Genomic DNA, 22,681 nt, shown 5'->3' with positions numbered 1-22,681 from the left:
CCTGTGGGTCGCCGCGGTGGCGGCCGTGGCCCTGGCCGCCGCGGTGACGACCGTGGCAGCGGGGGCAGCGGTGGCCGCCCTGGCAGCGGAGGCCACGGGTCGAGCGGCCGCGGGATCAGATCGTCGAGGCGTCGATCACGAAGCGGAAGCGGACGTCGCCCTCCAGGACGCGCCGGTAGGCCTCGTTGATCCGGTCGGCCCGGATGAGCTCGATCTCGGCGGTGATCCCGTGCTCGCCGCAGAAGTCCAGCATCTCCTGGGTGGCCGGCAGTCCGCCGATCATCGAGCCGGCCAGCGAGCGGCGTCCGAGGAGCAGGGCGTGGGCGTTGACCGAGACCGGCTTCTCCGGCGCGCCGACCTGCACCAGCGTGCCGTCGGTGCGCAGCAGGCCCAGGTAGGCGCTCAGGTCCAGACCGGCGGAGACGGTGTTGACGATCAGGTCGAAGCTGCCCGCCAGCTCGGTGAACGTCGCCGGGTCGGCAGTGGCCCGGAAGTGGTCGGCGCCGAGCTTCAGCCCGTCCTCGCGCTTGCGCAGCGACTGGCTCAGCACCGTGACCTCCGCGCCCATCGCGTGGGCGAACTTCACGCCCATGTGGCCGAGCCCGCCGAGGCCCACGATCGCCACCTTCTTGCCCGGGCCGGCGCCCCAGTGCGCGAGCGGCGAGTACAGCGTGATGCCCGCGCACAGCAGCGGCGCGGCGGCGTCCAGCGGCAGGTTGTCGGGGATGCGCAGCGCGTACGCCTCGTCCACCACCAGCTCCGCCGAGTAGCCGCCGTACGTCGGCAGGCCGTCCTTGCCCGTGCTGTTGTAGGTGAAGACGACGCCGCCCTCGCCGGTGCAGTACTGCTGGAGGCCGGCGCGGCAGTTGTCGCACGTGCGGCAGGAGTCGACGAAGCAGCCGACGCCGACCCGGTCGCCGACCTTCCAGCGGGTCACGCCGGGGCCGACCTCACTGACCACGCCGGCGATCTCATGGCCCGGGACCATCGGGAAGATCCCGGTGCCCCAGTCCTCGCCGACCTGGTGGAGGTCGGAGTGGCAGATGCCGGAGTAGCGGATGTCGATCAGGATGTCGTGCTCGCCCACGGCCCGGCGGACGACGGTGGTCTTCGCCAGCGGGGCGTCGGGCCGCTGCGCCGCGTAGGCGGCGACGGTGCGGGTGGTGCTTGCGGGGGTGGTCGCGGTGGTGGTCGTCGTCGCCGTGCTGTCGTGCGTGTCGTTCGTCATGTCCTCAAGGCTGCGGCGGCCCGACCGGGCCAGCCAGGCCAAAGGTCTTCGTACGAACCCCCTGCGTAGGCGTGGGGGACGTACGCGCGCCGGGCGTACCACCACCGTGCGTACCACCGGGGAAGGTACGCACGGCAGTGTCACCCTCGGCCGCGGCAGAGCTCTCGGTCGCCCGCATACTGCAGACATGGACCAGCGCACCGAACTCAGCGAGTTCCTCCGATCCCGCCGCGCCCGGCTGCGGCCCGAGGACGTGGGCCTGCGGGACACCACCACCCGGCGTCGGGTGCCCGGGCTGCGCCGCGAGGAGCTGGCCCAGCTCGCCGGAGTGAGCACCGCCTACTACACCCGGCTCGAACAGGGCCACGGCGAGAACGTCTCCGCCGCCGTGCTCGACGCCATCGCCCGGGTGCTGCGGCTCAGCGCCGCCGAGCGCGAGCACCTCGGCCGGCTCACCAAGCCCGCCCGCCGCCGCTCCGGCCGGGCCGCCGCCCGCGTGCAGCGGGTGCGGCCCGAACTGCAGCAGCTGCTGGACGCCATGGAGGGCGTGCCCGCGTACGTGCTCGGGCGGCGCCTCGACATCATCGCCTGGAACCGGCTCGGCACCACCCTGCTCGGCGACTTCGACGCGATGCAGCCCGAGCAGCGCAACATGGCCTGGCAGGTCTTCCTGGACCCGGCCGCGCGCGAGCTCTACCAGGACTGGGAGGGCAAGGCCAACGACCTGGTCGGCATGCTGCGGCTGGACGCCGGACGCGACCCGGACGACCCCCGGCTGGCCTCGCTGATCGGCGAACTCTCCGTCAAGAGCGAGGACTTCCGCCGACTGTGGGCCACCCACAACATCCAGGACAAGGGCCACGGCACCAAGCACCTGCACCACGCGGTGGTCGGCGACCTCAGTCTGCAGTACGAGACCCTGCGCCCGGCCGGGGACGCCGACCAGGTGCTGGTCACCTACCACGCCGAGCCGGGCTCGCCCTCGGCCGAGTCGCTGCGTCTGCTGGCGAGTTGGGCGGCCACCGAGCGCCAGGAGGGCACGGTCGGGCGGAGCGCCGAGCGGACGTCCGGCGCCGAGGAGGCCGAGCAGGCCCGGTAGCGGCCCATCCGCCGGCACGGCACGGCACTCGGCACGGCACGGCACTCGGCACGGGGTCGATGGTCCCGGGTCCGCCCGGGGCGATCGGCCCTTCTCGCCCTCGGTGGCGGGCAGTTGACTGGACGGGACATGGACCACAGCAGCAGCCACCCCGCCGAGGGCACCGCCGCCCCCGCTACCGCCACCACCACCGCCGAGTACGACCGGCTGATCGCCCGCCACCACGCGATGCGCCTGCGCCGCACCCTCCTCGCCCCGCCCTCCTCGGCCGGCGACCCCGGGTGCCGCGACCACGGCGACCACGGCGGCCACGGCCGCTCCGGTGGCTACGACGGTGCCGCCGACCAGCGGCTGATCCGGCGCGACCTCGACCTGGACGCCCCGCTCGCCGAGCTGATCGACCACCTCTACGCCGTCATGTTCCGGCGACGCCCGTACCTGCGCCCGCTGTTCCCCGCCTCGATGGAGTTCCAGCGGGCCCACCTGGAACGGATCGTCCGCCACCTCGTCGACCACCTCCACCACCCCGCCGAGCTGGAGCAGACTTTCCGTCAACTCGGGCGTGACCACCGGAAACTGGGCGTACGGCCGGTCCACTATGAGGCCTTCGAGGAAGCCCTGTGCGCGGTCCTGCGGCAGCGGGCCGGCCGGGACTGGACCGGTGAACTGGAAGCCGCCTGGGTGCGGATGCTGCGCTTCGCCGTCGGCGCCATGGTCGCCGGCGCCGACTCCGCGCTCACCGAACCGCCGTACTGGCACGCCGTGGTGACCGGCCACGAACGCCGCCGCCCCGACCTCGCGGTGCTGCGGGTGCGCACCGGCGAACCGTACCCCTACCGCGCCGGACAGTACGGCACCGTCGAGCACCCCGCGCTGCCGCACACCTGGCGGCAGTACTCGATGGGCTGCGCCCCGCGCGCCGACAACGCCGTGGAGTTCCACGTCCGGCGCACCGGCCCCGGCGGTGTCAGCGCCGCGCTGGTCGACCACACCGGCGTCGGCGACCGGCTGCGCCTCGGCCCGCCGCGCGGCAGCCTGCTGCCCGAGGGCGACGCCCGCGACCTGCTGCTGGTCGCGGGCGGCACCGGCCTCGCCCCGATGAAGGCGATCGTCGAACAGCAGGCCGCCCACCGGCCGCCCGGCCGCCGGGTCCACCTGTTCGTCGGCGCCCGGGACCGCGCAGACCTCTACGACTGGCAGGCGCTCGCCGAACTCGGCCTGCGCAAGTCCTGGTTGAGCATCACCCCGGTGACCTCCGGCCGCCTCGCCGACGCCGTCGCGTCGGCGGGCGACTGGCGCGAGCACCTGGCCTGCGTCAGCGGGCCGGTGGGCATGGTCGCCTCCGTCCGGCGCCGACTCGTGGCGGCCGGGCTGCCCCCGGCCCGGCTGCGCCACGACCAGGCGCTGCCACGCTAGCCGTCAGCCGTCAGCCGTCAGCTGTCGGTCGTCAGCCGTCGCCCGCTCGTCCGCTGGCGCGCTGCGGGCGCCGAGGCGGACCCGAGTCCGAGTCCGAGCCCGGGTCAGGGTCAGGGCGAGGGCGGTAGTCACGGCCAGGGCCCCGGCACGGCGTCCCGGGGGAGTGACCGGCCACCGAGCGGCCCGACCCTACCGGCCGGTATCGTCGTGGGCCGGAACGGGTGGTCACCTGCCACACCGGCAGGCGGAGCGAAGGATCGGTGCGGCGGCGATGGAGTTTCGGGAAGACATCCTGGGTGCCCCCTACGAGGCGACGGAGCTGGAGCTCCGGCCGGACGCCGAGGGGCCGGTGTGCGCGACCCTGGTGCGGCGGCCGGTGCCCGGGGCGCAGCGGGCGGTCCTGTACATCCACGGGTACAACGACTACTTCTTCCAGACCAACCTCGCCGACCACTACACCGCGCTGGGGTTCTCCTTCTACGCGCTCGACCTGCGCAAGTACGGCCGTTCGCTGCGCCCGCACCAGTCGCCGAACTTCGTCCGGAGCCTCGCCGAGTACGACGAGGAGATCGACGAGGCCGTGCGCGTTATCCGGGAGGTGGACGGGCACCGGCAGCTGCTGCTGAACGGGCACTCCACCGGGGGTCTGGTGGCCGCGCTGTGGGCCGGGCGCCGGGCGGGGCGCGGGCTGGTGGACGGGCTGTTCCTCAACTCGCCGTTCCTGTCGATGCCGACCTCGCCGGCCGTGCGGGCCGTCGGCGGGCCGGCCGTGACGGCGATCGGGCGGCTGGCCCCGACACGCGTGCTGCCCTCCTCGCTGAACCCGCACTACACGCACAGCCTGCACAAGGACCACAAGGGCGAGTGGGACTTCGACCTCACGCTCAAGCCCGCCGAGGGCTTCCCGCTGTTCGCGGGCTGGCTGTCGGCGATCCACCAGGGGCACCGGCGGCTGCGGCACGGCCTGGGCATCGACGTGCCGGTGCTGCTGATGGCCTCCACCCGGTCCATCGCCACCACCACGTGGCAGGCCGCGCTGCACCACGCCGACGCCGTGCTGCGCGCCGACGACATCGCCGCGCAGGGGCCGAAGCTGGGCAGGCACGTCACGATCGTGCGGATCGAGGGCGGCATGCACGACCTGGTGCTGTCCGGTGAGGCGGCCCGGGCCCAGGTGTTCACCGAGCTGGACCGCTGGCTGACCGCCCACCTGGGCGTGGAGCCCGCCGGAGAGCGCGCGTGACCTCCGCGCAGGACGGCCGGGACGCGTACGACGAGCAGGACGGCCGGGACGCGTGCCACGAGCACGGCGGCCCGGACGCGTACGACGAGCACGACGACCCCGTCCCGGTCGGGCGGCGGACCGACCTCGGCTTCGCCAAGCTGATGCCCGACATCGACCGGGACGGCGGCTGGCTGCTCACCCTGGACGGCACCCCGCAGTCGTACGTCGACCTCGCCGATCCGACCCATCTGGAGTTCGAGTACACCCGGCGGCTCGGCCACCTCGCCGACGCGCTCGCCCCCGCCGGGCAGCCGCTGGACGTGCTGCACCTGGGCGGCGGCGCGCTGACCCTGCCGCGCTACCTGGCCGCCACCCGGCCCGGTTCGCGGCAGCGGGTGGTGGAGGTGGACGGGCCGCTGCTGGCGCTGGTCGAGGAGCACCTGCCCTGGCGCTGCCCCGGCGCGGACGTGTCCGCGACGGTCGGCGACGCCCGGGCGGCGCTGGCGGAGGTCCCGGCGGGCTCGCAGGACCTGGTGATCGCGGACGTGTTCCGCGGGTCCCGTACCCCGGCGCACCTCACGTCGGTGGAGTTCCTGCGGCTGGCCGCCGCCGCGCTGCGCGAGGGCGGCTGCTACGCGGCGAACCTGGCGGACGGCCCGCCGCTTGCCTTCGCCAGGGCCCAGGCGGCGACGGTGCGGGCGGTGTTCCCGTACGTCTGCCTGGTGGCGGAGGCCTCGGTGCTGCGCGGCCGCAGGTACGGCAACGTGCTGCTGGCCGGCTCGACGGCGCCGCTGCCGGAGGCGGAGTTGGCCCGGCTGTTCGCGGGCGACATCTTCCCGGCCCGGCTGGTGGCGGGGGAGTACCTGGCCGCCCTGGTGGGCCGGACCGCTCCGGTGGCGGACGCCGATGCCACCGACTCCCCGCCCCCGCCGGACGGCGCCTTCAGCGTCGGCTGAGCGGCCGACGGCCGGCGCGTCCGCCGCACCGGACGTCGGTCCGGCCGACCTCCGGTGCGGCCCTCCCGACGGTGCGGCCGTCCCGACGGTGCGGCCGTCCCGACGGTGCGGCCGTCCCGACGGTGCGTCGGTAGGCCCGAACGGCGCGTCGGCGGATCGGGCGGTACGGCCCGGGTGTGAGAATCGGCGGGTCCCTGACCGAGCGCCGTACCGGTGCGCGGCATGTCGAAGGAGCGAGCGATGACTGGCGGCGCGGAGCGGCCCGAGCTGGAGGCGGTGCCGGAGACGGCGCTGTGGACGCTGTGGCACCGGGCCCTGGAGGCCCGGCGGCCGGACACCGTGCTCCACGACCCCGAGGCCGTCGAACTGGTGGAGCGGATCGACTTCCCGTTCGCCCGGCGCTTCGGCAGCAGCGCCCTCCAGGCCCAGCTCCAGGCCCTGCGCGTGGCCTGCTTCGACCGCGAGGTCGCGGACTTCCTCGCCCGGGAGCCGCGCGGCACCGTGGTCTGCCTGGGCGACGGCCTGGAGACCCAGTACTGGCGGGTCGACAACGGGCGGGCCCAGTGGCTGAGCGTGGACCTGCCGGAGATGGTGGCGCTGCGCGAGAAGCTGCTGCCGCCGGGCCCGCGCCAGCGCTACCTCGCCGCCGACGCCACCGGACTCGGATGGGCAGAAGAGGTGGACCGCGACCGCCCGGTGCTGGTCACTGCCCAGGGGCTGTTGATGTACCTGCCGCCGGCGCGGGTGAAGTCCCTGATCGCGGGCTGCGCGGAGCGCTTCCCGGGAGGCTCGCTGGTGCTGGACGCCGTGCCGCGCTGGTTCAGCCGTCTCACGGTGAGCGGGAGGATGCGTGCCCACGACTACCGGGTGCCCCCGATGCCGTGGGCGATGGACGCGGACGAGCGGGACAAGCTCCGCACCGCGAGCCCGGTGGTGACGGCGGTCCGGGAGGTCACCCCGACCGGTGGACGCGGCCTCCTCGGCTCCCTGCTGCCCTTCGCACTGGCCGTGCCGCCCCTGGCCGCCCGCCACCCCTCCGTCACCGTCCTGGACTTCGCCGACCGGCCGTAGCCGGCGTAGCCGCCGGGCGCGGCCACGGCCGCGACGGCCCTTCAGCAGGGGCCGTCATGACGGACGGTGCGGCGTGTCGGCCCGGCGGCGTCAGGCGGGTGGGCCGGGGAGGGCCTACCCGGCGGCGACCCGGACGACGCCGGTCACCGTGCCCTGGAACACCACCCCGCCCGGAGCGATGGTGCCGGCCATCTGCAGGGTGTCGTAGAGGGCGCCGATGCCCAGCCGGTGGGTACGGACGATCGCGCCGGTCCCGGGGTCGATCTCGGCGTAGTCGTACGGGTCGAGCAGGGTGGTGGCGCCGGTGCCGGGGAGGAGCGGCTCGCGCAGCACGGTGTGGATCAGCCCGTCGGCGGTGGAGAGGAAGGGCACCGCGGAGGAGCGTGCCCGGATGTCCCACGCGAGGTCGCAGCCCGAGCCGTCGGGGCGGACGTCCACCCGGGAGAGCCCGCCTCGGAAGCCGCCGGCATTCGCCGGGACGCTCGGTCCGGCGTCCGCGGGCAGCTTCGGGTACGGGTAGCCGTACGTTCCGGCGATGAACACGGCGTTGCCCGCGCCGATCGGCGCGTTCTCGCTGCCGCTGCCGCCGGCCTTGAGCACGGGGACGGAGCAGACGCGCTCGCCGCTGTCGGCCCGGTAGACCAGCAGGTCCGCGGTGGGCGCGGCGTTGTCGACGATGGCGAGGTAGTCGGTGCCGGTGCGCGGGCCGAAGAACACCGGGGTCGAGCCGGTGCCCCAGCTGAGCTGGCCGGGCTTGCGGCCCGGGCCCCGGTCGTAGGCCTGGCGCCACACGGTGCGCGGGGTGCCGTCGGGGTCGGCGGTGAGGAGGTAGAGGGCATGGGTGGTGGCCACCGCGGTGCCGCCGGGCGCGGTGGAGATCGAGTTGGCGATCTTCTCGCCCGGCGGGAGGGCGAGGCTGCGGACCGTCCCGGTCCGGTCGTCGGCCGTGCCCACCACGCCGCCGGCGGTGGCGAACCACACCCGGCCCTGCCAGTCCGGGGAGATGCCGACCGAGCCGTCGCCGTCGGGTATGGCCGCGGCGAGCGGGAGCGAGCTGTCGACGGACAGCTGCCAGTCGCCCGCGGCCGTACGCCGGTGGGCGATCCGCAGCAGGGTGCGGGTGCCGTCGATGACGACCAGCCGGTCGTGGTGGTCCAGGTAGGCGTAGACGCCGCCGAGCAAGGTTCCCTTGGTGAGCGGGAGTTCGGCGAGGGAGTCGCCGGTCGCGGGATCGAGCAGGTGGACCGTCGGGACCTGGCCGAAGATCGTGGTGCAGAGCGTGACGAGGTAGCCGTCCGAGCCGGCCAGGATGGTGGGGCAGGCGGAGGCCAGCGCGGTGCGGTGCGAGGTGAGTTCGCCGGGGCCGGGGCCGGGCAGCGCCGTGGCGTCGGAGGAGCCGGTGTCGCCATGCATGGTGGCCGTGCCGTCCGGGCCCGCGTACGGATTGTGCGGCGGCAGCGGACCGTACGCGGGCGCGGCTCCGGCCCCGGGCGCGGTCGAGGCCTGGGCGGGGGCGGCGAGGGCCAGCAGGGCGGCTGCTGAGAGGGCGGCGGCGCGCAGGAGCGGTGTGAGGCGCATGGAGGTGTCCCGTGGTCGGAGGGAGGGCGGACAGCGGTGCGCACCGCCCGCCCCCGCGACCGGGGAGGGAGTCGGGAACCCGGCAACGGCCGGGCGGGCCACCGCACTTACCGGATGCGGTGACAGATCGCGGAGCACGCACGGGCCAGGTCGACGTCGAGTCGACGGCTCAGGTGGGCGTGGCGATCCATGGGCGCCATGGTGCGGTGTTGACGCTCCGTCTCGCAACGGCGTCTCACATCACGGGCGGGAGCGGGCGGGCCGGCGTGGACGGGGCCGACGGTTTCGGTGCGGTGCGGTGCGGTGCGGTGCGGTGCGGTGCGGCCGACGCCGAGCTCGCCGAGGACGTGGCCCACGGCCGTCGCACCCGGTGGGACGTCGCGGCGTCCGCCGGACGGTGCCCGTCACACGCGGTGGGCGGTGATCAGCCAGGCGGCGGACGGGTACCGCACGCCGAACGCCGTGGCCCCGGGTCGGGATCCGGCGGGGACGGCGGCCGGGAGACCGGCGACGGCGCCGCGCCGTTCGACGCCGTCGCCGGTCTCCCGGCCTCCGACCCGCCGACCGGGCCGGAAGGCCGGTTCCGTCCGAGGTCAGGGGCACTTTGCCGAATCTTGAAGAAATGCCGCCCGGCCTGGAACCATGGTGTCCGGTCGCACGTCGTACCCACCGGTGATGGCCGGGGGGACAGGCCGCCCGGCACGTTACGCTGCCTCGGAGGGGGCGCGGCGTCGTGCCGCCATCGGACAACCGCCGGGACGGGCGTGCGCCTCCACGGGAGCGCGGCCGGTCCCGACCTGCCACGGAGGTACTGGCCTTGCACATCGACGCCTGGATCGAGGGCATTCCACCGACCGCGGTGTACGCCGTGGTCGGTCTGATCATCGGGATCGAGTCGCTGGGCATCCCGCTGCCCGGCGAGATCGCCCTGGTCACGGCGGCCCTGATGTCGGTCAAGGGCGTGGTGAGCCCCTGGGGCGTGGCGGGCGTCGCGATCGCCGGTGCGATCATCGGCGACTCGATCGGCTACTCGATCGGCCGCAAGGGGGGCAAGCCGCTCTTCGAGAAGCTGGGACGCAAGTTCCCCAAGCACTTCGGCCCCTCGCACCTGGCCACCGCGGAGCGCTCGTTCCAGAAGTGGGGCATGTGGGCGGTCTTCTTCGGCCGCTTCATCGCGCTGCTGCGCATCTTCGCCGGTCCGCTGGCGGGCGCGCTGAAGATGCCGTACTGGAAGTTCCTGATCGCCAACGTGCTGGGCGGTGTGGTCTGGGCCGGCGGCACGACGCTGCTGGTCTACAAGGTGGGCAAGAGCATCGAACCGTGGCTGGCGCGGTTCTCCTGGGCCGGCCTGGCCGCGGCGCTCGTGATCGGCGGCCTGTCGGCCTGGATCATGAAGCGCCGGGCCGCGAAGACGCACGCCAGGATCGAGGCGGAGGAGGCGGCCGCGGCGGCCGCGGCCAGGGCGGGCGTCGCGGAGTGACGGAACGCGGGTGACGGCCGGGTGGTCGGCGGTCGTCCCGGAGCCATCGGGCCCTCGGAGTAGCATCGGCGGAGTACCTGCCGATCTTGCACTCTGGAGGGCCCGATGACGTTGCAGCCGACCTGGGACGCCGTGGACGCGTACTTCTCCGAGCAGCTCGTCGGACACGATCCGGTGCTGGAGGGCGCGGAGGCCGCCGCCGACGCGGCCGGGCTGCCCAAGATCGCGGTGGCCCCCAACCAGGGCAAGCTGCTGCACCTGCTGGCGCTGACCCAGGGCGCGAAGCGGATCCTGGAGGTCGGCACGCTCGGCGGCTACAGCGCGATCTGGCTGGCCCGGGCGCTGCCCCCGGACGGCACCCTGATCACCCTGGAGATCGACCCCCGGCACGCCGAGGTCGCCCGGGCCAACCTGGCCGCCGCAGGCCTGGAGAAGGTCGCCGAGGTGCGGGTGGGCCGGGGCGCGGACATCCTGTCCGAGCTGGTGGAGCAGGGCGTGGAGCCCTTCGACCTGGTGTTCATCGACGCGGACAAGCCGAGCAACCCCGAGTACTTCCGCCGCGCGCTCCAGCTGACCCGGCCGGGCTCGCTGATCATCGTCGACAACGTGGTGCGCGGCGGCGCCGTCGCGGACGCGGACAGCACCGACCCGGCGGTGGTGGGAACCCGGGCCCTGCACGAGCTGATCTCGGCCGAGCCGAAGGTCACCGCGACCTCGGTGCAGACGGTCGGCAGCAAGGGCTACGACGGCTTCACGCTGGCCCGCGTCCAGGGCTGAGCCTCCGTTGCGCGTCGCGTGCGGCGCGCACGGACGAACGCGTGCGGCGAGTACGGAAAGAAGGAGCGGAGAGAACGTGCGGATCGGACTGCTGGGCACCGGACCCTGGGCGGAGCGGGTGCACGCGCCCGTCCTGGCGGAGCACCCCGGGCTGGAGTTCACCGGCGTCTGGGGCCGCCGCCCGGAGGCCGCCGAGGCGCTGGGCGCGGCGCACGGCGTGCCCGGGTACGCGGACCTCGACCGGCTGCTGGCCGACGTGGACGCGGTCTCCATCGCGCTGCCGCCGTCCGTGCAGCCCGGCCTCGCCGTACGGGCCGCCGAGGCCGGCTGCCACCTGCTGCTGGACAAGCCGGTCGCGCTGACCGTGCCGGACGCCCGGGCGGTGGCGGAGGCGGTGCGCGCGCACAAGCTCGCCTCGGTGGTGTTCTTCACGGTGCGGTTCGGCGGCCCGCAGATCCCGTGGATCGAGGAGCAGGCGGCGAAGGGCGGCTGGTTCACCGGCCGTTCCGACTGGCTCGGCTCGGTGTTCGCGCCGGGCAGCGCCAGCCCGTACGCGGCCTCGCCGTGGCGCGAGGAGAAGGGCTCGCTCTGGGACGTCGGCCCGCACGCGGTGTCCCTGCTGCTGCCGGTGCTGGGCGACGTGACGCAGGTGACGGCGGTGTCCGGCCCGCTGGACACCGTGCACCTGGTGCTGCGGCACGCCGGCGGCGCGTCCAGCACGCTCGCGCTCAGCCTGACCGCGCCGGTCGCGGCCGGCGGGACGGGCATGGAGCTGCGCGGCGAGCACGGGGTGGCCCGGCTGCCGGAGCGCGGCGAGGGACCGCTCGCCGCGCTGCACCGGGCACTGGACGCGCTGCGGTCCGCAGCCGAGACCGGCGAGCCGCACCCGTGCGGGGCGGACTTCGGGCTCCGGGTGGTCGAGATCCTGGCCGGGGCCGAGCGCTCGCTCGCCGTCGGCGGGCCGGTGGACGTCTGAGGCCTCCGGGGGTCGGTCTCTGGGGTTCTGAGGTCTCCGACGTCTCCGAGGATTCGAGGGGCTGACGGGCCGGGCTCGGGACGGCGGGCGGGGCATCTCGGGTGCCCCGCCCGTCGTCAGCCGTTTCAGATGCCGAACGGCGCCGCGTAGCGGACCGTGCCGGCCGGCAACGGGTGCCCGGCGTCCAGGGCGAGGGCCATCAGCGCCTCGTCCGGGACCTCGACGGAGAGGCCGATGCCGTACGCGGAGGCCCGGGTGAAGCCGAACCGGGGGTAGTACTCCGGGTGTCCCAGGACGACGACGTGGCGCTCGCCGAGTTCCGTCGCCGCGGCCAGGGCGGCGCGGACGGCCGCGGAGCCGGCGCCGGTGCGCTGGTACTCGGGGAGCACGGCGCACGGGGCGAGGCACAGAGCGGGGACGTCGCCGATGTGGCAGCGGGTCAGCAGGGCGTGGCCGACGGGCCGGTCGTGCGCGTCGGTAGCGACGAGGGACAGTCCGTCGATCCAGGCGGGGTCGACGCGCAGCGCGTCGACCAGGTCGGCCTCGGCCGGTGACCCGAAGGCGGCGGTGTTGACGGTGCGGACGGTCGGGACGTCGGCGCCGGTCTCGGCGCGGGTGGTCCAGGTGCGCATGGTGGATGAGGATCCGTTCCACGAGAAGTACGGGCCCCGCGAGCTCACGCTCCCGGCGGGGCGGGACAGGAGGAGGTCAGGCCGCGGCCCGGGACGTGAGGGAGACCCGGACGCTGCGCTCGGCGGCCGTGCGCGCGGTCATCAACCTCACCTCCCTCTGCTTCTCTGCTCCTGAACGGCACGTACTCCGATGGAGTGTACCGGAGCCGAACGGGCAGGGGTGGGTTTGTACCGTCGCCCGCGCCCCGCCCCCGGCTCAGCCGGGCGGCAGGGGCGGCCGGGAGGTACTCGGGCGGCGGTCGGTGGGGCGGGCCGGCGGGATGACGGGGGCGCGGAAGTCGCGCGGACCGGTCCACAGCGCGGGGACGGCGTCGCTGCGGCGGGCCAGTTCGTACGCCACGGCCTCGTAGTTGACCCGCCAGCCGTGGAAGTGCGCCCAGGCGTCCTCGACCGGGCGTTCGCGCGGGAAACCGGCCGCCGTGACCATCGCGACGGCGCCCAGGTACTCGGCGTAGGTCAGCCGGATCGGGACGTCCGGGTCCGGGTCCGGGTCGAAGGGGATGCGCAGCGAGCGGGCGATGTCGCGCATCGCGGTGAACCCGGCGCGCAGGACCAGCCGGGCCTCGGCCGGGGCCGTGCGCGGGCACAGGGCCAGGTGCAGCGCCGCGGCGTCCATCACGGCGATCAGTCCGACCACCCAGCTGCGGTTGGGCTGCGGGGAGCGGAACGACAGCAGCACGGGGTAGTTGGAGTGGCTCTCCCCGATGTCGGCGGCCAGGCGCTCCCAGTCCCGGTAGAGCTGCGGGAGGGCGGTCTCGGTGTCGACCAGGGACTGCCGGGCCAGTAGCTCGGGCCCCCAGGCGGGCTCGCCGGCCCGGGACTGCAGCAGCGTCACCTCGGTCTCGCGGCGCTGGTAGGCGGCGTAGAGGGTCGGCAGGTAGGAGATCTGCAGGGCGATCACCAGCGGGCCGCTGGCGGCCGCCATGAAGTCGATCGCGGACAGCTGCAGCCGCTCGCCGCTCGCGAAACCCAGGGTGAACAGGCTGGAGCCGGCCTCGCGGATCGCGGTCGTCCAGCTGAACTCCGACGTACCGTGCAACAGCAGCGTGTACGCGAGGAGCATCCCGCTGAGCCACACCGTGAGCATGCCCAGCAGCACCAGCGGTGCCAGCCAGGTGAGCGCCCGGTCCTGCGCGCGGTAGGTGCCGACCGGCGCGGCGGAGAGCCGCAGCACCGTCCGCAGTACCACCCAGAGCCGGTTCACCAGGGACGAGTAGAGCCCGCGCGGGACGACCAGCGTGCGCAGGATGCTGCCGACGACCAGCAGGAGCAGCAGCGCACCGAGCACGGTGTGGATCAACCTCATGGCGCCATTCTGACGGTCGGTCGGGGCTGCGGCGGCCAGACGACGGCGAGGGAGCAGCCGGGGGATGGCGAGGGGGCGGCCCGGGGGCGGGCCGGGGAGGGTCCCGTCGAGGGTGGCGGCCCCGGGTATGACCATGATCACACCCGGCCCGGGGCGGTCATCCGGCCGTCAGCAGGGCGGCGACCGCCTCCGGCGCCTCGTGCATGGCGTCGTGGCCGGTCGGGAGTACGTGGACCTGCCACGCCGGGTCGGCCTCCAGCCGGGTGCGCAGTCCGGAGAAGGGCGTTCGGTCCTCCCAGCCCGAGCAGTAGACGAACTCCCGCCGGGGGACGCGGTCCACCGCGCCGGTGAGCCTGACGGTCTGCAGGAACGAGGCGAGCGGATGCGGCCGGCGTCGCGGATCGCGGTCGCCCGGGGGCCGGACGGCGTACCCCGTGGCCGCGGCGCCGTCGGCGAACACGCTCCGGAAGTGGTCGTTCGTCGCCGACCAGCAGGACTCGCCGTCGCGCGGGACGTACGCGTCCAGGTGCACCAGTCGTGCGATGCGGCCACCCGCGCGGTCGGCCGCCGCGGCGATCACCATGCCCGCGTAACTGTGTCCGACGAGCGTCGCGCCCGTCAGGCGGTGGCGGTCGAGGAGCCGGAGCACGTCCTCGGCGTGCGTGTCCAGGTTGGCGGCCGCGACCGTCGCCTCGTCGTCCTCGGGCCGCAGGCCGGTCAGGGTCAGGGCGTGAACGGTGTGGCCGGCCCGCTCCAGCAGCGGAACCACCGCCTCGAACGCCCACGCGCCCTTCCAGGCCCCGGGGACGAGGATGAACGTCGTCATGGTCTCCTCCTTCTGACTCCCGCCATGCGGCTCGGCACGAAGGAAGTCTCACCGGGTCACGGAGCGGCGTGCCACCGATAGGCTGCCAACCGATGCCCGTACACCGCCAACCCCGTCGGTCCGCCGACGCCGCGTCCTACGTGTGGCCGTCCGGCGGGCGCCACCTCCGGCTCTCGGGCGAGGAGAGCGCCGCGCAGTCGCACCCCCGCGGACACCTGGTCTACGCGGCCGCCGGTGTCCTGACGGTCCGGACCGAGCGCGGCACGTCGATCGTGCCCGCCAACCGCGTCGCCTGGACCCCGGCCGAGTCCACGCACCGCCACCGCGCCCACGGCGACACCGACATGCGGATCGTCTTCCTGCCGCCCTCACTCGCCGGGCTGCTCCCCGGCCGTCCGGCCGTGTTCCAGGCCTCCGGGCTCGCCCGCGAGGCCCTGCTCGCGCTGACCGGCCCGCGCCACTACGAGGACCCCGCGTCCGGCTACAGCCGCTCCCAGCGCTCCCGTCTCCTGCGCGTCCTCGTCGACGAACTCCACGAAGCACCCGAACAGCCCCTGCACCTGCCGGAGCCGCGCGACGACCGCCTTCGGGCCGTCGGGCGGATCCTGCACGAGGCACCGGCGGAGAACGCCACCCTGGCCGAACTCGGCCGCACCGTCGGAGCCGGCGCCCGCACCCTCAGCCGACTGTTCCGCGACGAACTCGGCATGACCTTCTACGAGTGGCGCACGCAGCTGCGCATCCACCACGCTCTCGTCCTGCTGGCCGGCGGCCACGACACCACCCGGACCGCCCACGCCTGCGGCTGGGCCAATCCCAGCGGCTTCATCGCGGCGTTCACCAGCGTCATCGGAACGACCCCGGGGCGCTACCGGACAGGCCATCAGGCCACCACCCGCCCGTAGCCGGGAGGCGCGCGGAGCCGTGGCCGGTGAACAGCGGGGCCCGGCGCCGGGCGAAGGCCCGACCGACGGACGGGGTGCACCGAGTGCAGAGCGGGCCGTCACCGGCTCACGGCACGGCATCCTCGGCGGCCTGAAATCGGCCGCCGGAGGGTGTCCTCGGCGCCCTGGGATCGGCCGCCGGAGGATGTCCGGCTCCCCTCTCCGCCGACGCCCGGCGGTCCTCCGTCGCGGCGGGAGCACCGCCGCCGGCGAGTCCGGCGTGCTCTGACCTGCCGTCCTACCGGGCCGCGTGATCGACATCACGCGGCCGGAGTGAAACCCTGTCCCGCCTCCGGTCGGTCTCTCGACGGAGACGACCAGCACGACGAGCACACGGGGGAAGCGCCATGGGGGATGACGGGGCGAAAGCCGGCGGGCCGGAGTTCAAGATCCGGCCGGGCGACCTGAAGGCGGCCGCGCCGACGTTCGAGAACCAGAGCAAGGCGCTGAAGGAAGCGCTGGAGACGCTGAAGAAGAGTCTCGGCGAGGCCGGGAGCCCGTGGGGCGGCGACAAGCAGGGCAACGAGTTCGCCCAGGCCTACAACGGCCCGCACGACAAGGTGCTCTCCGCACTCGACGTCCTGGTGAAGGGGCTCGCCAGCATCGGCGAGGGGCTGAACGCCCACGCCGACAACCACACCGGCGCCGACGGCCACGTGCAGAAGGACATGACGACGTGACCGGCGGCCCTGTTGTGACGGGAGCGACGGGGGCGACGCGTGGGTGAGTCCACGGCGGCGAAGGCCGTCCAGAAACTCACCGGGATGTGGTGGCCGGACGCCGACGCGGACAAGCTCCGCAAGGCCGCGGACGCGTGGGACGCGATGGCCACCGCCGTCGACAACGTCACCGCGCCCACCAGCAAGGCCGCGGCCGCGATCGTCGCGAACAACCACGGCCCGGCGATCGAGGCCTTCGGCAGGTTCTGGGGGCAGTACTACGGCGGCCCGGGCAAGGGGTGGCTGCCGGACATCGCCGCGGCCTGCCGCAACCTCGCCAAGGCGCTGCGGGACTTCGCGGCCGAGGTGGACAAGGCGGTCAAGAAGCTGGAGGAGGAGGCGGCGATCGTCGGCGCGACCCTGGTCGCCGGCACCGCCCTCGCCATCTTCACCGCGGGGATCTCCGAGGGCGTCGCCGTCACGGCCGCCGCCGGCATCGTGGCGACCGCCGCCGGTCTCGGTGTCGCGGTCTCGGAGACCATCGCGCTGATCGCCGCCACCGTCCTCACCGGCGTCGTCTTCGGCGCGGTGGAGGCGATCGTCGTCGACGTCGCCGTCGCCCAGCCCATCCGGGTCGAGTTCTTCGACGACGGCGGTTACAGCCTCAAGGAGGCCGTCGACGCCGAGAAGGCCGGCGGCCTCATGGGAGGTGCCGCCGGCGGCTTCGGCGCGGGCGCCCGGGTCGTCGCGACGGCGGCCAGGAGTTCGGAGAGCGCCTCCGTCGCCCTCGCCGGGCTGGCGAAGATCGCGGGCGCCGCCGACAGCCTCCCCGGTCGCATGGTCACCGGCGCGGGCCTCACCTACGGCTACGACGCCGCCTTCCAGACCGGCCCGGTCATGCCGCTGGATCTCATCGTCGGCGCCGTCGGCGGCGCGGCCGCACCGGGAAGCAAGACACCGAAGCGTCGCCCGGGCTTCACCGGCGCTGAAGCGAATGGCTGGGAGGGGCCGAAGGGTTCCCCTCCTGAGCCATGGATTTCAGACTCTGGCTCCCGCTACGCATCCCCGCCGGAGAACGCGCCGGACAGGCGAGCCGTAGAACGCTACGAGGACTACCGCACCAGGACAGACGACGTGATCGAGGTCGCCAAGGAAACCGGTGTCGATCCCCGAATCGTTCAGGTAGCCAAGGAAAATCTCATGATCAACCGCCATGACGTACAGGTGGGGCCGGGCGAGGGCAATGTTCTGAAGGACGTCCACTTCTCGCCGGTTGCAGAGATTTCCACTCCGTGGAACGCCGCTGTGAACGGATTCATCAAGCCCGGAAGCATTCCCGCCCTCCGGGGAACGATTGCCCATGAATACGTCGAGGCAAAACTCTTCGAAGCCGGTCTCCCTTATCTCTCCAGTCATCCAGCCGCTTGGGACGGCGATAAACCGGTTCCCCACCCTGAGCACTTCGGTGCGCACAGCCTCGCACCGAAAAGTTTTCACCCGGGGGATATATCCGCAGACGGATCGCTCGCCCACTGGGAGATCTTCGGCCTTGAGGTGCCCACGACCCCAGTTGCCGCCGACCTCTCGAACCTTGATATTGTGGTCGATGCCATCAAATCCCAACTTCGCGCGAGAGGATATGACCTGAAGTGAGCGAGAGTGCGGTGCAATCGATGGTCGAGCGCCTTAAGGGTATCGACTGGGCGGATTACAAGTCAGCCCACGACAACTCCTTCTCCCGTGCGGCACTCATGGAGGAGTACCTCCGTCGGGCCGCACTATGGCTCGACGCGTACGGGGACACCGACGAGTGGCCGTTCTTCGATCTCGCGGCGATCGTGGCACCGGGCATCCGGGCCGATCAGGCGCTGGTCGCAGCCATCGAAGAGTTCGTGGAGGACGCTTCCAACTCGTGGTACGCCGTCGAAGCCTCGACGGCGGCCGTCCAGTGGGCTTCGCTGCGCGACGCTCCCGGTCTGAGCCTCAGCCCGTTGCCGGACCCCTTCGAGCCCCTGCTTCGCCTCTTCGAACGCGGCGGCGCGGCCTTTTCCTTCGCCAACGGCTTCATCGACTTTGGCGTCCTGATGGTCAAGCGCGGCAACTGGCGCTCGCACCTTTCCCCGGATCCAGTTGTCGAGCTCGACGACAATGCCCTCGATGCCCTCGACGGGCGGAGGTGGGCCGAATTCCGGGCCCTGGCCGCCCGCGTCAACTCCTCGACCGACAAGAGCTGACCGACACGCGTGATCGAAGCGAGCTTCGACGCCGCGCAGTCGATGGTCGATCGCCTCAAAGCCGCCAACCGGAAGTCGCCCGGCGAGTCCTACGAGAAGGCTTACTGCCGCGCCGCACTGATGGAGGAGTACCTCCGCCGGGCCGCACTCTGGCTCGACGTCTACGGAGACACCCAGATGGTGGTCGACGGATGAGTACCCCGCCCGGGGCTGCGATGGCGGAACGCCTCGCCGGCATCACGTGGACCACCATGGAAGGCCGCAACGCGCATGCGGTCTCCATGTCCTGGTTGATGAGGGAGTACCTTCGCCGGGCCGCGCTCTGGGCCGAGGTGCTGGGCGGCCCGACGGGATGGCCCGTCTTCGACATCGCCGGGGCGCTCGCTCCGGAGGTTCGGGTGGCTCCGGAGGTGGCCGAGCGGCTTGAGGGGTTCCTCGCGGCGGACGTCGGTGGGATCTCGACCGAAGGCGCCTGTCGTGCGGCCGTGGGGTAGGCCGCCGTGCGGGACACTCCGGGTGTGCGACTTCCGGACCTGCCGGATCCGTTCGAGCCGCTGATCCTGCTGTACGAGCGGGGTGGGGAGGTCATCGCCGACGAGAGCCGGGCCTTCACCTTCGCCGGTCGGCGCGTACGGATCAAGCCGTGGCGCGAGCACCTGTCCGCCGAACCCGTCGTCACCCTCGATGCCGGGACGCTGGACGCCGTGGACGCCTTGGACGCTGCGGAGGTCCGGCGGTAGTCCGAGCCGCGCCGATGCCCTGCGAACGAGAACCCCCGAGCCGTTCGGCTCGGGGGTTCGTGGCGTTCGGGCGGCCATTGACAGCCGGCGCCCGGCGCCCGATGCTAAGCAAGCGCTTAGTCATGGTTCACGCCGTCCCTCAGGAGCCGCCCGATGCCCGAGACTCCCGTTGACCCGCCCGGCCTGGACCTGGCCCGGCTCCGCTCCCATCTGGAGCGCGAGCTGCCCGGGGCCGTCCGGGGCCCCTTGCGCGCGGACCTCATCGAGGGGGGCCGGTCGAACCTGACCTACCTGCTCTCGGACGGGGTCTCCCGCTGGGTGCTGCGACGGCCGCCGCTCGGGCACGTGCTGGCGACCGCGCACGACATGGGTCGGGAGTACCGGGTGATGTCGGCCCTGCGCGGCACCGGGGTACCCGTGCCCCGGATGCTGCTGATCGACCCCGGCGAAGACGTCCTCGGTGCGCCCTGGTACCTCATGGAGTATGTCGCGGGCACCGCGCACCGGGACGCCGACGCCCTGGCCGTCATCGGCGAGGAGCGGGTGGCCGCGCTCGGGCGGCAACTGGTGGACACGCTCGCCGCCCTGCACCGGATCGACCCGGCCCAGGTGGGGCTCGCGGACTTCGGCCGCCCCGAGGGCTACCTGGAGCGCCAGCTGCGCCGCTGGTCCCAGCAGCTCGCCGCCTCGCGCAGCCGTGAGCTGCCGGAGCTGGAGCGGCTGCACGCCGTGCTCGCCGAGCGGCTGCCCCTCTCGCCCGCGCCCGCGCTCGTGCACGGCGACTACCGGCTGGACAACGTGCTGGTCGACGAGAAGGACCGCATCACCGCCGTCCTCGACTGGGAGATGTCCACCCTCGGTGATCCGCTCACCGATGTCGGCCTGCTGGTGATGTACACCGAGCTCGCCGGCGTCGGCGGCGGCATCATCCCGTCCGCCATGACCGCCCCCGGCTTCCCCCGGCCCGACGAGATCGTCTCCCGGTACGCCGAGGAGACCGGGCGGGAGGCCGCCGACCTGGAGTGGTACGTGGCGTTCGCGTCCTTCAAGCTCGCCGCCGTCGCGGAGGGCATCTACTTCCGCTTCCAGCAGGGCCGCACCCTCGGCGCGGGCTTCGAGCGCGCGGGCGAGATGGCCCCGATCCTCGCCCGGCACGGCCTGAGCACCCTCAAGGCCTGAGCACCCTCAAGACCTGCGCCTCAGGGCCTGAGCACCCTCAAGGAGAACTGACCGATGGACTTCGCGTACGACGCCCGGACCAACGCGCTCCGCGAGCAGCTGCTCGCCTTCATGGACGAGCACGTCCACCCCGCCGAGGCCGTCCTCGCGGCCCAGCTCGCCGATCCGGCCCGCGCGCACTGGGCGATCCCTCCGGTCGTCGCCGAGTTGCAGGCCGAGGCCCGCAAGCAGGGCCTGTGGAACCTCTTCATTCCCGGTGAGCACGGCGCGGGTCTGACCAACCTGCAGTACGCGCCGCTCGCCGAGATCACCGGCCGCAGCCCGCACCTGGCCCCGGCCGCGCTCAACTGCGCGGCGCCCGACACCGGCAACATGGAGCTGCTCGCCCAGTTCGGCAGCGCCGAGCAGCGGGAGCGGTGGCTGCGTCCGCTGCTGGAGGCCGAGATCCGCTCCGCCTTCGCGATGACCGAGCCCGAGGTGGCCTCCTCGGACGCCACCAACGTGGCCACCCGGATCGAGCGGGACGGCGACGAGTACGTGATCAACGGCCGCAAGTGGTACATCACCGGCGCGATGAACCCGGACTGCAAGATCCTCATCGTGATGGGCAAGACCGACCCGACCGCCGAGCCGCATCGCCAGCAGAGCATGGTGCTCGTCCCGCGCGAGACCCCCGGGGTCACCGTCCAGCGCGGCATGACCGTCTTCGGCTACGACGACGCCGACCACGGCGGCCACGCCGAGGTGCTGTTCGAGGACGTCCGCGTCCCGGCCGCCAACCTGATCGGCGAGGAGGGCGCCGGCTTCGCCATCGCCCAGGCCCGGCTCGGCCCGGGCCGGATCCACCACTGCATGCGGGCGATCGGCATCGCCGAGCGGGCGCTGGAGCTGATGTGCCGTCGGGCGAGCGAGCGGGTCGCCTTCGGGAAGCCGCTCGCCGAGCAGGGCGTGGTCCAGGACTGGATCGCCGAATCGCGGGTCCGGATCGAGCAGTTGCGGCTGCTGGTGCTGAAGACCGCCTGGCTGATGGACACCGTCGGCAACCGGGGCGCGCACACCGAGATCCAGGCGATCAAGATCGCCACCCCGCGCACCGTCGAATGGATCCTGGACAAGGCCGTCCAGGCCCACGGCGCCGCCGGCGTCAGCCAGGACACCCCGCTCGCCCAGCTCTGGGCGGGCAACCGCACCCTGCGGCTCGCCGACGGCCCGGACGAGGTGCACAAGCGCTCGCTGGCCCGCCGGGAGCTGAAGAAGTACCGGTAACGGCAGTACCGGTAGCGGCGAATGGCGGGGCGCGGCCGACGGACGGCCGCGCCCCGCTGTGCCCCTGCCGTGCCCGGCGCGGGCGGTCGGGCCTTCCTGGGCCGGACCTTCCCGGGTCAGGCCTTCCTGATGGTGTACGCGACGCCGCTGCCGACGCAGCCGGCGCTGCTGTAGGAGCTGGTGACGACCCAGCCCGCCGGGATCGGCGAGAACGAGCAGACGGTGGCGTAGTTCTGGTTCGCGGTGTTGGCGATGGTGTAGGCGACACCGGTGCCGCGGCAGCCGGCGCTGCTGTAGGAGCTGGTGACGACCCAGCCCGTGGGGATCGGGGACATCGAGCAGACGGTGGCGTAGTTCTGGTTCGCGGTGTTGGCGATGGTGTAGGCGACGCCGGTGCCGGCGCAGCCGGCGCTGCTGTAGGAGCTGGTGATCACCCAGCCGGTGGGGATCGGGGACATCGAGCAGACCGTGGCGTTGGTCTGCCCGGTCGTGTTGGCGATGGTGTAGGCGACGCCGGTGCCGGCGCAGCCGGCGCTGCTGTAGGAGCTGGTGATCACCCAGCCCGTGGGGATCGGGGACATCGAGCAGACGGTGGCGTAGTTCTGGTTCGCGGTGTTGGCGATGGTGTAGGCGACGCCGGTGCCGCGGCAGCCGGCGCTGCTGTAGGAGCTGGTGATCACCCAGCCCGTCGGGATCGGGGACATCGAGCAGACGGTGGCGCCGGTCTGCCCGGTCACGTCGGCGATGGTGTACGCGATGCCCGTGCCGGGACAACCGCTGCTGCTGTACGAGCTGGTGATGACCCATCCGGTCGGGATGGGGGAGTTGGAGCAGACGGTCGCGCTCCCGGTGAGCCGCTGCGGGGCTGCCTGCGCGGTCGCGGTCGCGGCCGTCATCATGCCGAGGAGCATGAGGACGACCGTCACCAGGTGGGGTATGCGGGTCCGTGTGGTCTTCATATCCGGCCTCGAATCTTCTCGGTAGCTCTCAGGGCCCATGTCGGCGGAGGTGCGGTGAAAGGGCGGCACA

Annotated in this window: 23 protein-coding genes; 17 read left to right on the top strand and 6 right to left on the bottom strand. The window is 73.4% G+C overall.

Going from position 1 to position 22,681, the window contains the following annotated elements; genetic code table 11:
• Window positions 1-115: 115 nt before the first annotated feature.
• A complete protein-coding gene (locus tag ACZ6Y7_RS23925; protein ID WP_465759966.1) occupies window positions 116-1,228 on the bottom strand; it encodes an NAD(P)-dependent alcohol dehydrogenase in 1,113 nt (370 codons plus the stop codon).
• 187 nt (window positions 1,229-1,415) lie between these two features.
• On the opposite strand from ACZ6Y7_RS23925, the gene ACZ6Y7_RS23920 reads away from it, so the two are divergent.
• From ACZ6Y7_RS23920 to ACZ6Y7_RS23900, 5 genes are all read left to right on the top strand, one after another.
• The gene (locus tag ACZ6Y7_RS23920; protein WP_465759965.1) at window positions 1,416-2,327 is read left to right on the top strand and encodes a helix-turn-helix domain-containing protein; all 912 of its coding nucleotides are present in this window, start codon (window positions 1,416-1,418) and stop codon (window positions 2,325-2,327) included.
• Between the two features lie 129 nt (window positions 2,328-2,456).
• The gene (locus tag ACZ6Y7_RS23915) at window positions 2,457-3,743 is read left to right on the top strand and encodes a globin domain-containing protein (RefSeq protein WP_465759964.1); all 1,287 of its coding nucleotides are present in this window, start codon (window positions 2,457-2,459) and stop codon (window positions 3,741-3,743) included.
• A gap of 271 nt (window positions 3,744-4,014) precedes the next feature.
• Window positions 4,015-4,986 carry an alpha/beta hydrolase gene (locus ACZ6Y7_RS23910; protein WP_465759963.1) on the top strand — a complete coding sequence of 324 codons (972 nt, stop codon included), beginning with the start codon at window positions 4,015-4,017 and terminating at the stop codon, window positions 4,984-4,986.
• A 143-nt stretch (window positions 4,987-5,129) separates the two neighbouring features.
• Window positions 5,130-5,924, top strand: a complete 795-nt coding sequence (locus ACZ6Y7_RS23905) for a spermidine synthase (RefSeq protein WP_465760109.1) — start codon at window positions 5,130-5,132, stop codon at window positions 5,922-5,924.
• A gap of 240 nt (window positions 5,925-6,164) precedes the next feature.
• Window positions 6,165-6,995, top strand: a complete 831-nt coding sequence (locus tag ACZ6Y7_RS23900; protein WP_465759962.1) for a class I SAM-dependent methyltransferase — start codon at window positions 6,165-6,167, stop codon at window positions 6,993-6,995.
• A 114-nt stretch (window positions 6,996-7,109) separates the two neighbouring features.
• Here ACZ6Y7_RS23900 and ACZ6Y7_RS23895 read toward each other — a convergent pair whose 3' ends face one another.
• Window positions 7,110-8,573 (bottom strand): hypothetical protein, encoded by a 1,464-nt coding sequence (locus ACZ6Y7_RS23895; protein WP_465759961.1) that lies wholly within the window; start codon window positions 8,571-8,573, stop codon window positions 7,110-7,112.
• A gap of 817 nt (window positions 8,574-9,390) precedes the next feature.
• On the opposite strand from ACZ6Y7_RS23895, the gene ACZ6Y7_RS23890 reads away from it, so the two are divergent.
• From ACZ6Y7_RS23890 to ACZ6Y7_RS23880, 3 genes are all read left to right on the top strand, one after another.
• Window positions 9,391-10,053, top strand: coding sequence for a DedA family protein (locus ACZ6Y7_RS23890; protein ID WP_465759960.1), 663 nt, complete (start codon window positions 9,391-9,393; stop codon window positions 10,051-10,053).
• A gap of 105 nt (window positions 10,054-10,158) precedes the next feature.
• Complete coding sequence (locus ACZ6Y7_RS23885) at window positions 10,159-10,830, top strand: O-methyltransferase (protein ID WP_465759959.1); 672 nt, start codon at window positions 10,159-10,161, stop codon at window positions 10,828-10,830.
• A 76-nt stretch (window positions 10,831-10,906) separates the two neighbouring features.
• Complete coding sequence (locus tag ACZ6Y7_RS23880) at window positions 10,907-11,806, top strand: Gfo/Idh/MocA family protein (RefSeq protein WP_465759958.1); 900 nt, start codon at window positions 10,907-10,909, stop codon at window positions 11,804-11,806.
• A gap of 125 nt (window positions 11,807-11,931) precedes the next feature.
• On the opposite strand, the gene ACZ6Y7_RS23875 is transcribed toward ACZ6Y7_RS23880, so the two are convergent.
• The 3 genes from ACZ6Y7_RS23875 to ACZ6Y7_RS23865 form a co-directional block, all read right to left on the bottom strand.
• Complete coding sequence (locus tag ACZ6Y7_RS23875) at window positions 11,932-12,438, bottom strand: GNAT family N-acetyltransferase (RefSeq protein ID WP_402213539.1); 507 nt, start codon at window positions 12,436-12,438, stop codon at window positions 11,932-11,934.
• A 256-nt stretch (window positions 12,439-12,694) separates the two neighbouring features.
• Entirely contained in the window at window positions 12,695-13,804 is a 1,110-nt protein-coding gene (locus ACZ6Y7_RS23870; protein ID WP_465759957.1) for a hypothetical protein, read from the bottom strand.
• Between the two features lie 157 nt (window positions 13,805-13,961).
• Window positions 13,962-14,630, bottom strand: coding sequence for an alpha/beta fold hydrolase (locus ACZ6Y7_RS23865; RefSeq protein ID WP_465759956.1), 669 nt, complete (start codon window positions 14,628-14,630; stop codon window positions 13,962-13,964).
• 92 nt (window positions 14,631-14,722) lie between these two features.
• On the opposite strand from ACZ6Y7_RS23865, the gene ACZ6Y7_RS23860 reads away from it, so the two are divergent.
• The 9 genes from ACZ6Y7_RS23860 to ACZ6Y7_RS23820 all read left to right on the top strand — a co-directional run bounded on the left by ACZ6Y7_RS23860 (window position 14,723) and on the right by ACZ6Y7_RS23820 (window position 21,652).
• Entirely contained in the window at window positions 14,723-15,535 is an 813-nt protein-coding gene (locus ACZ6Y7_RS23860) for an AraC family transcriptional regulator (RefSeq protein WP_465759955.1), read from the top strand.
• A gap of 386 nt (window positions 15,536-15,921) precedes the next feature.
• Window positions 15,922-16,254 (top strand): WXG100 family type VII secretion target, encoded by a 333-nt coding sequence (locus tag ACZ6Y7_RS23855; RefSeq protein ID WP_465759954.1) that lies wholly within the window; start codon window positions 15,922-15,924, stop codon window positions 16,252-16,254.
• A 39-nt stretch (window positions 16,255-16,293) separates the two neighbouring features.
• Window positions 16,294-17,886: a WXG100-like domain-containing protein gene (locus tag ACZ6Y7_RS23850; protein WP_465759953.1), complete on the top strand. Its 1,593-nt coding sequence runs from the start codon at window positions 16,294-16,296 to the stop codon at window positions 17,884-17,886.
• The gene (locus ACZ6Y7_RS23845) at window positions 17,883-18,467 is read left to right on the top strand and encodes a hypothetical protein (RefSeq protein ID WP_465759952.1); all 585 of its coding nucleotides are present in this window, start codon (window positions 17,883-17,885) and stop codon (window positions 18,465-18,467) included. The genes ACZ6Y7_RS23850 and ACZ6Y7_RS23845 overlap by 4 nt, the downstream gene beginning before the upstream one ends.
• 9 nt (window positions 18,468-18,476) lie before the next feature.
• Window positions 18,477-18,662 (top strand): hypothetical protein, encoded by a 186-nt coding sequence (locus tag ACZ6Y7_RS23840; RefSeq protein WP_465759951.1) that lies wholly within the window; start codon window positions 18,477-18,479, stop codon window positions 18,660-18,662.
• Window positions 18,659-18,961, top strand: coding sequence for a hypothetical protein (locus tag ACZ6Y7_RS23835; protein ID WP_465759950.1), 303 nt, complete (start codon window positions 18,659-18,661; stop codon window positions 18,959-18,961). The genes ACZ6Y7_RS23840 and ACZ6Y7_RS23835 overlap by 4 nt, the downstream gene beginning before the upstream one ends.
• A gap of 24 nt (window positions 18,962-18,985) precedes the next feature.
• Window positions 18,986-19,207, top strand: coding sequence for a hypothetical protein (locus ACZ6Y7_RS23830; protein ID WP_465759949.1), 222 nt, complete (start codon window positions 18,986-18,988; stop codon window positions 19,205-19,207).
• A gap of 153 nt (window positions 19,208-19,360) precedes the next feature.
• Window positions 19,361-20,386, top strand: a complete 1,026-nt coding sequence (locus tag ACZ6Y7_RS23825; RefSeq protein ID WP_465759948.1) for a phosphotransferase family protein — start codon at window positions 19,361-19,363, stop codon at window positions 20,384-20,386.
• A gap of 54 nt (window positions 20,387-20,440) precedes the next feature.
• The gene (locus ACZ6Y7_RS23820) at window positions 20,441-21,652 is read left to right on the top strand and encodes an acyl-CoA dehydrogenase family protein (RefSeq protein WP_465759947.1); all 1,212 of its coding nucleotides are present in this window, start codon (window positions 20,441-20,443) and stop codon (window positions 21,650-21,652) included.
• Window positions 21,653-21,768: 116 nt separating this feature from the next.
• Here the strand turns inward: ACZ6Y7_RS23820 and ACZ6Y7_RS23815 are convergent, their stop codons facing one another.
• Window positions 21,769-22,611 (bottom strand): hypothetical protein, encoded by an 843-nt coding sequence (locus ACZ6Y7_RS23815; protein WP_465759946.1) that lies wholly within the window; start codon window positions 22,609-22,611, stop codon window positions 21,769-21,771.
• Window positions 22,612-22,681 lie beyond the last annotated feature (70 nt).

The sequence above is a fragment of the Kitasatospora sp. NPDC053308 genome (genome assembly GCF_055585785.1).
Note: the sequence above shows the minus strand (reverse complement) of the source record. Positions and strands in the feature narration are given on the sequence as shown.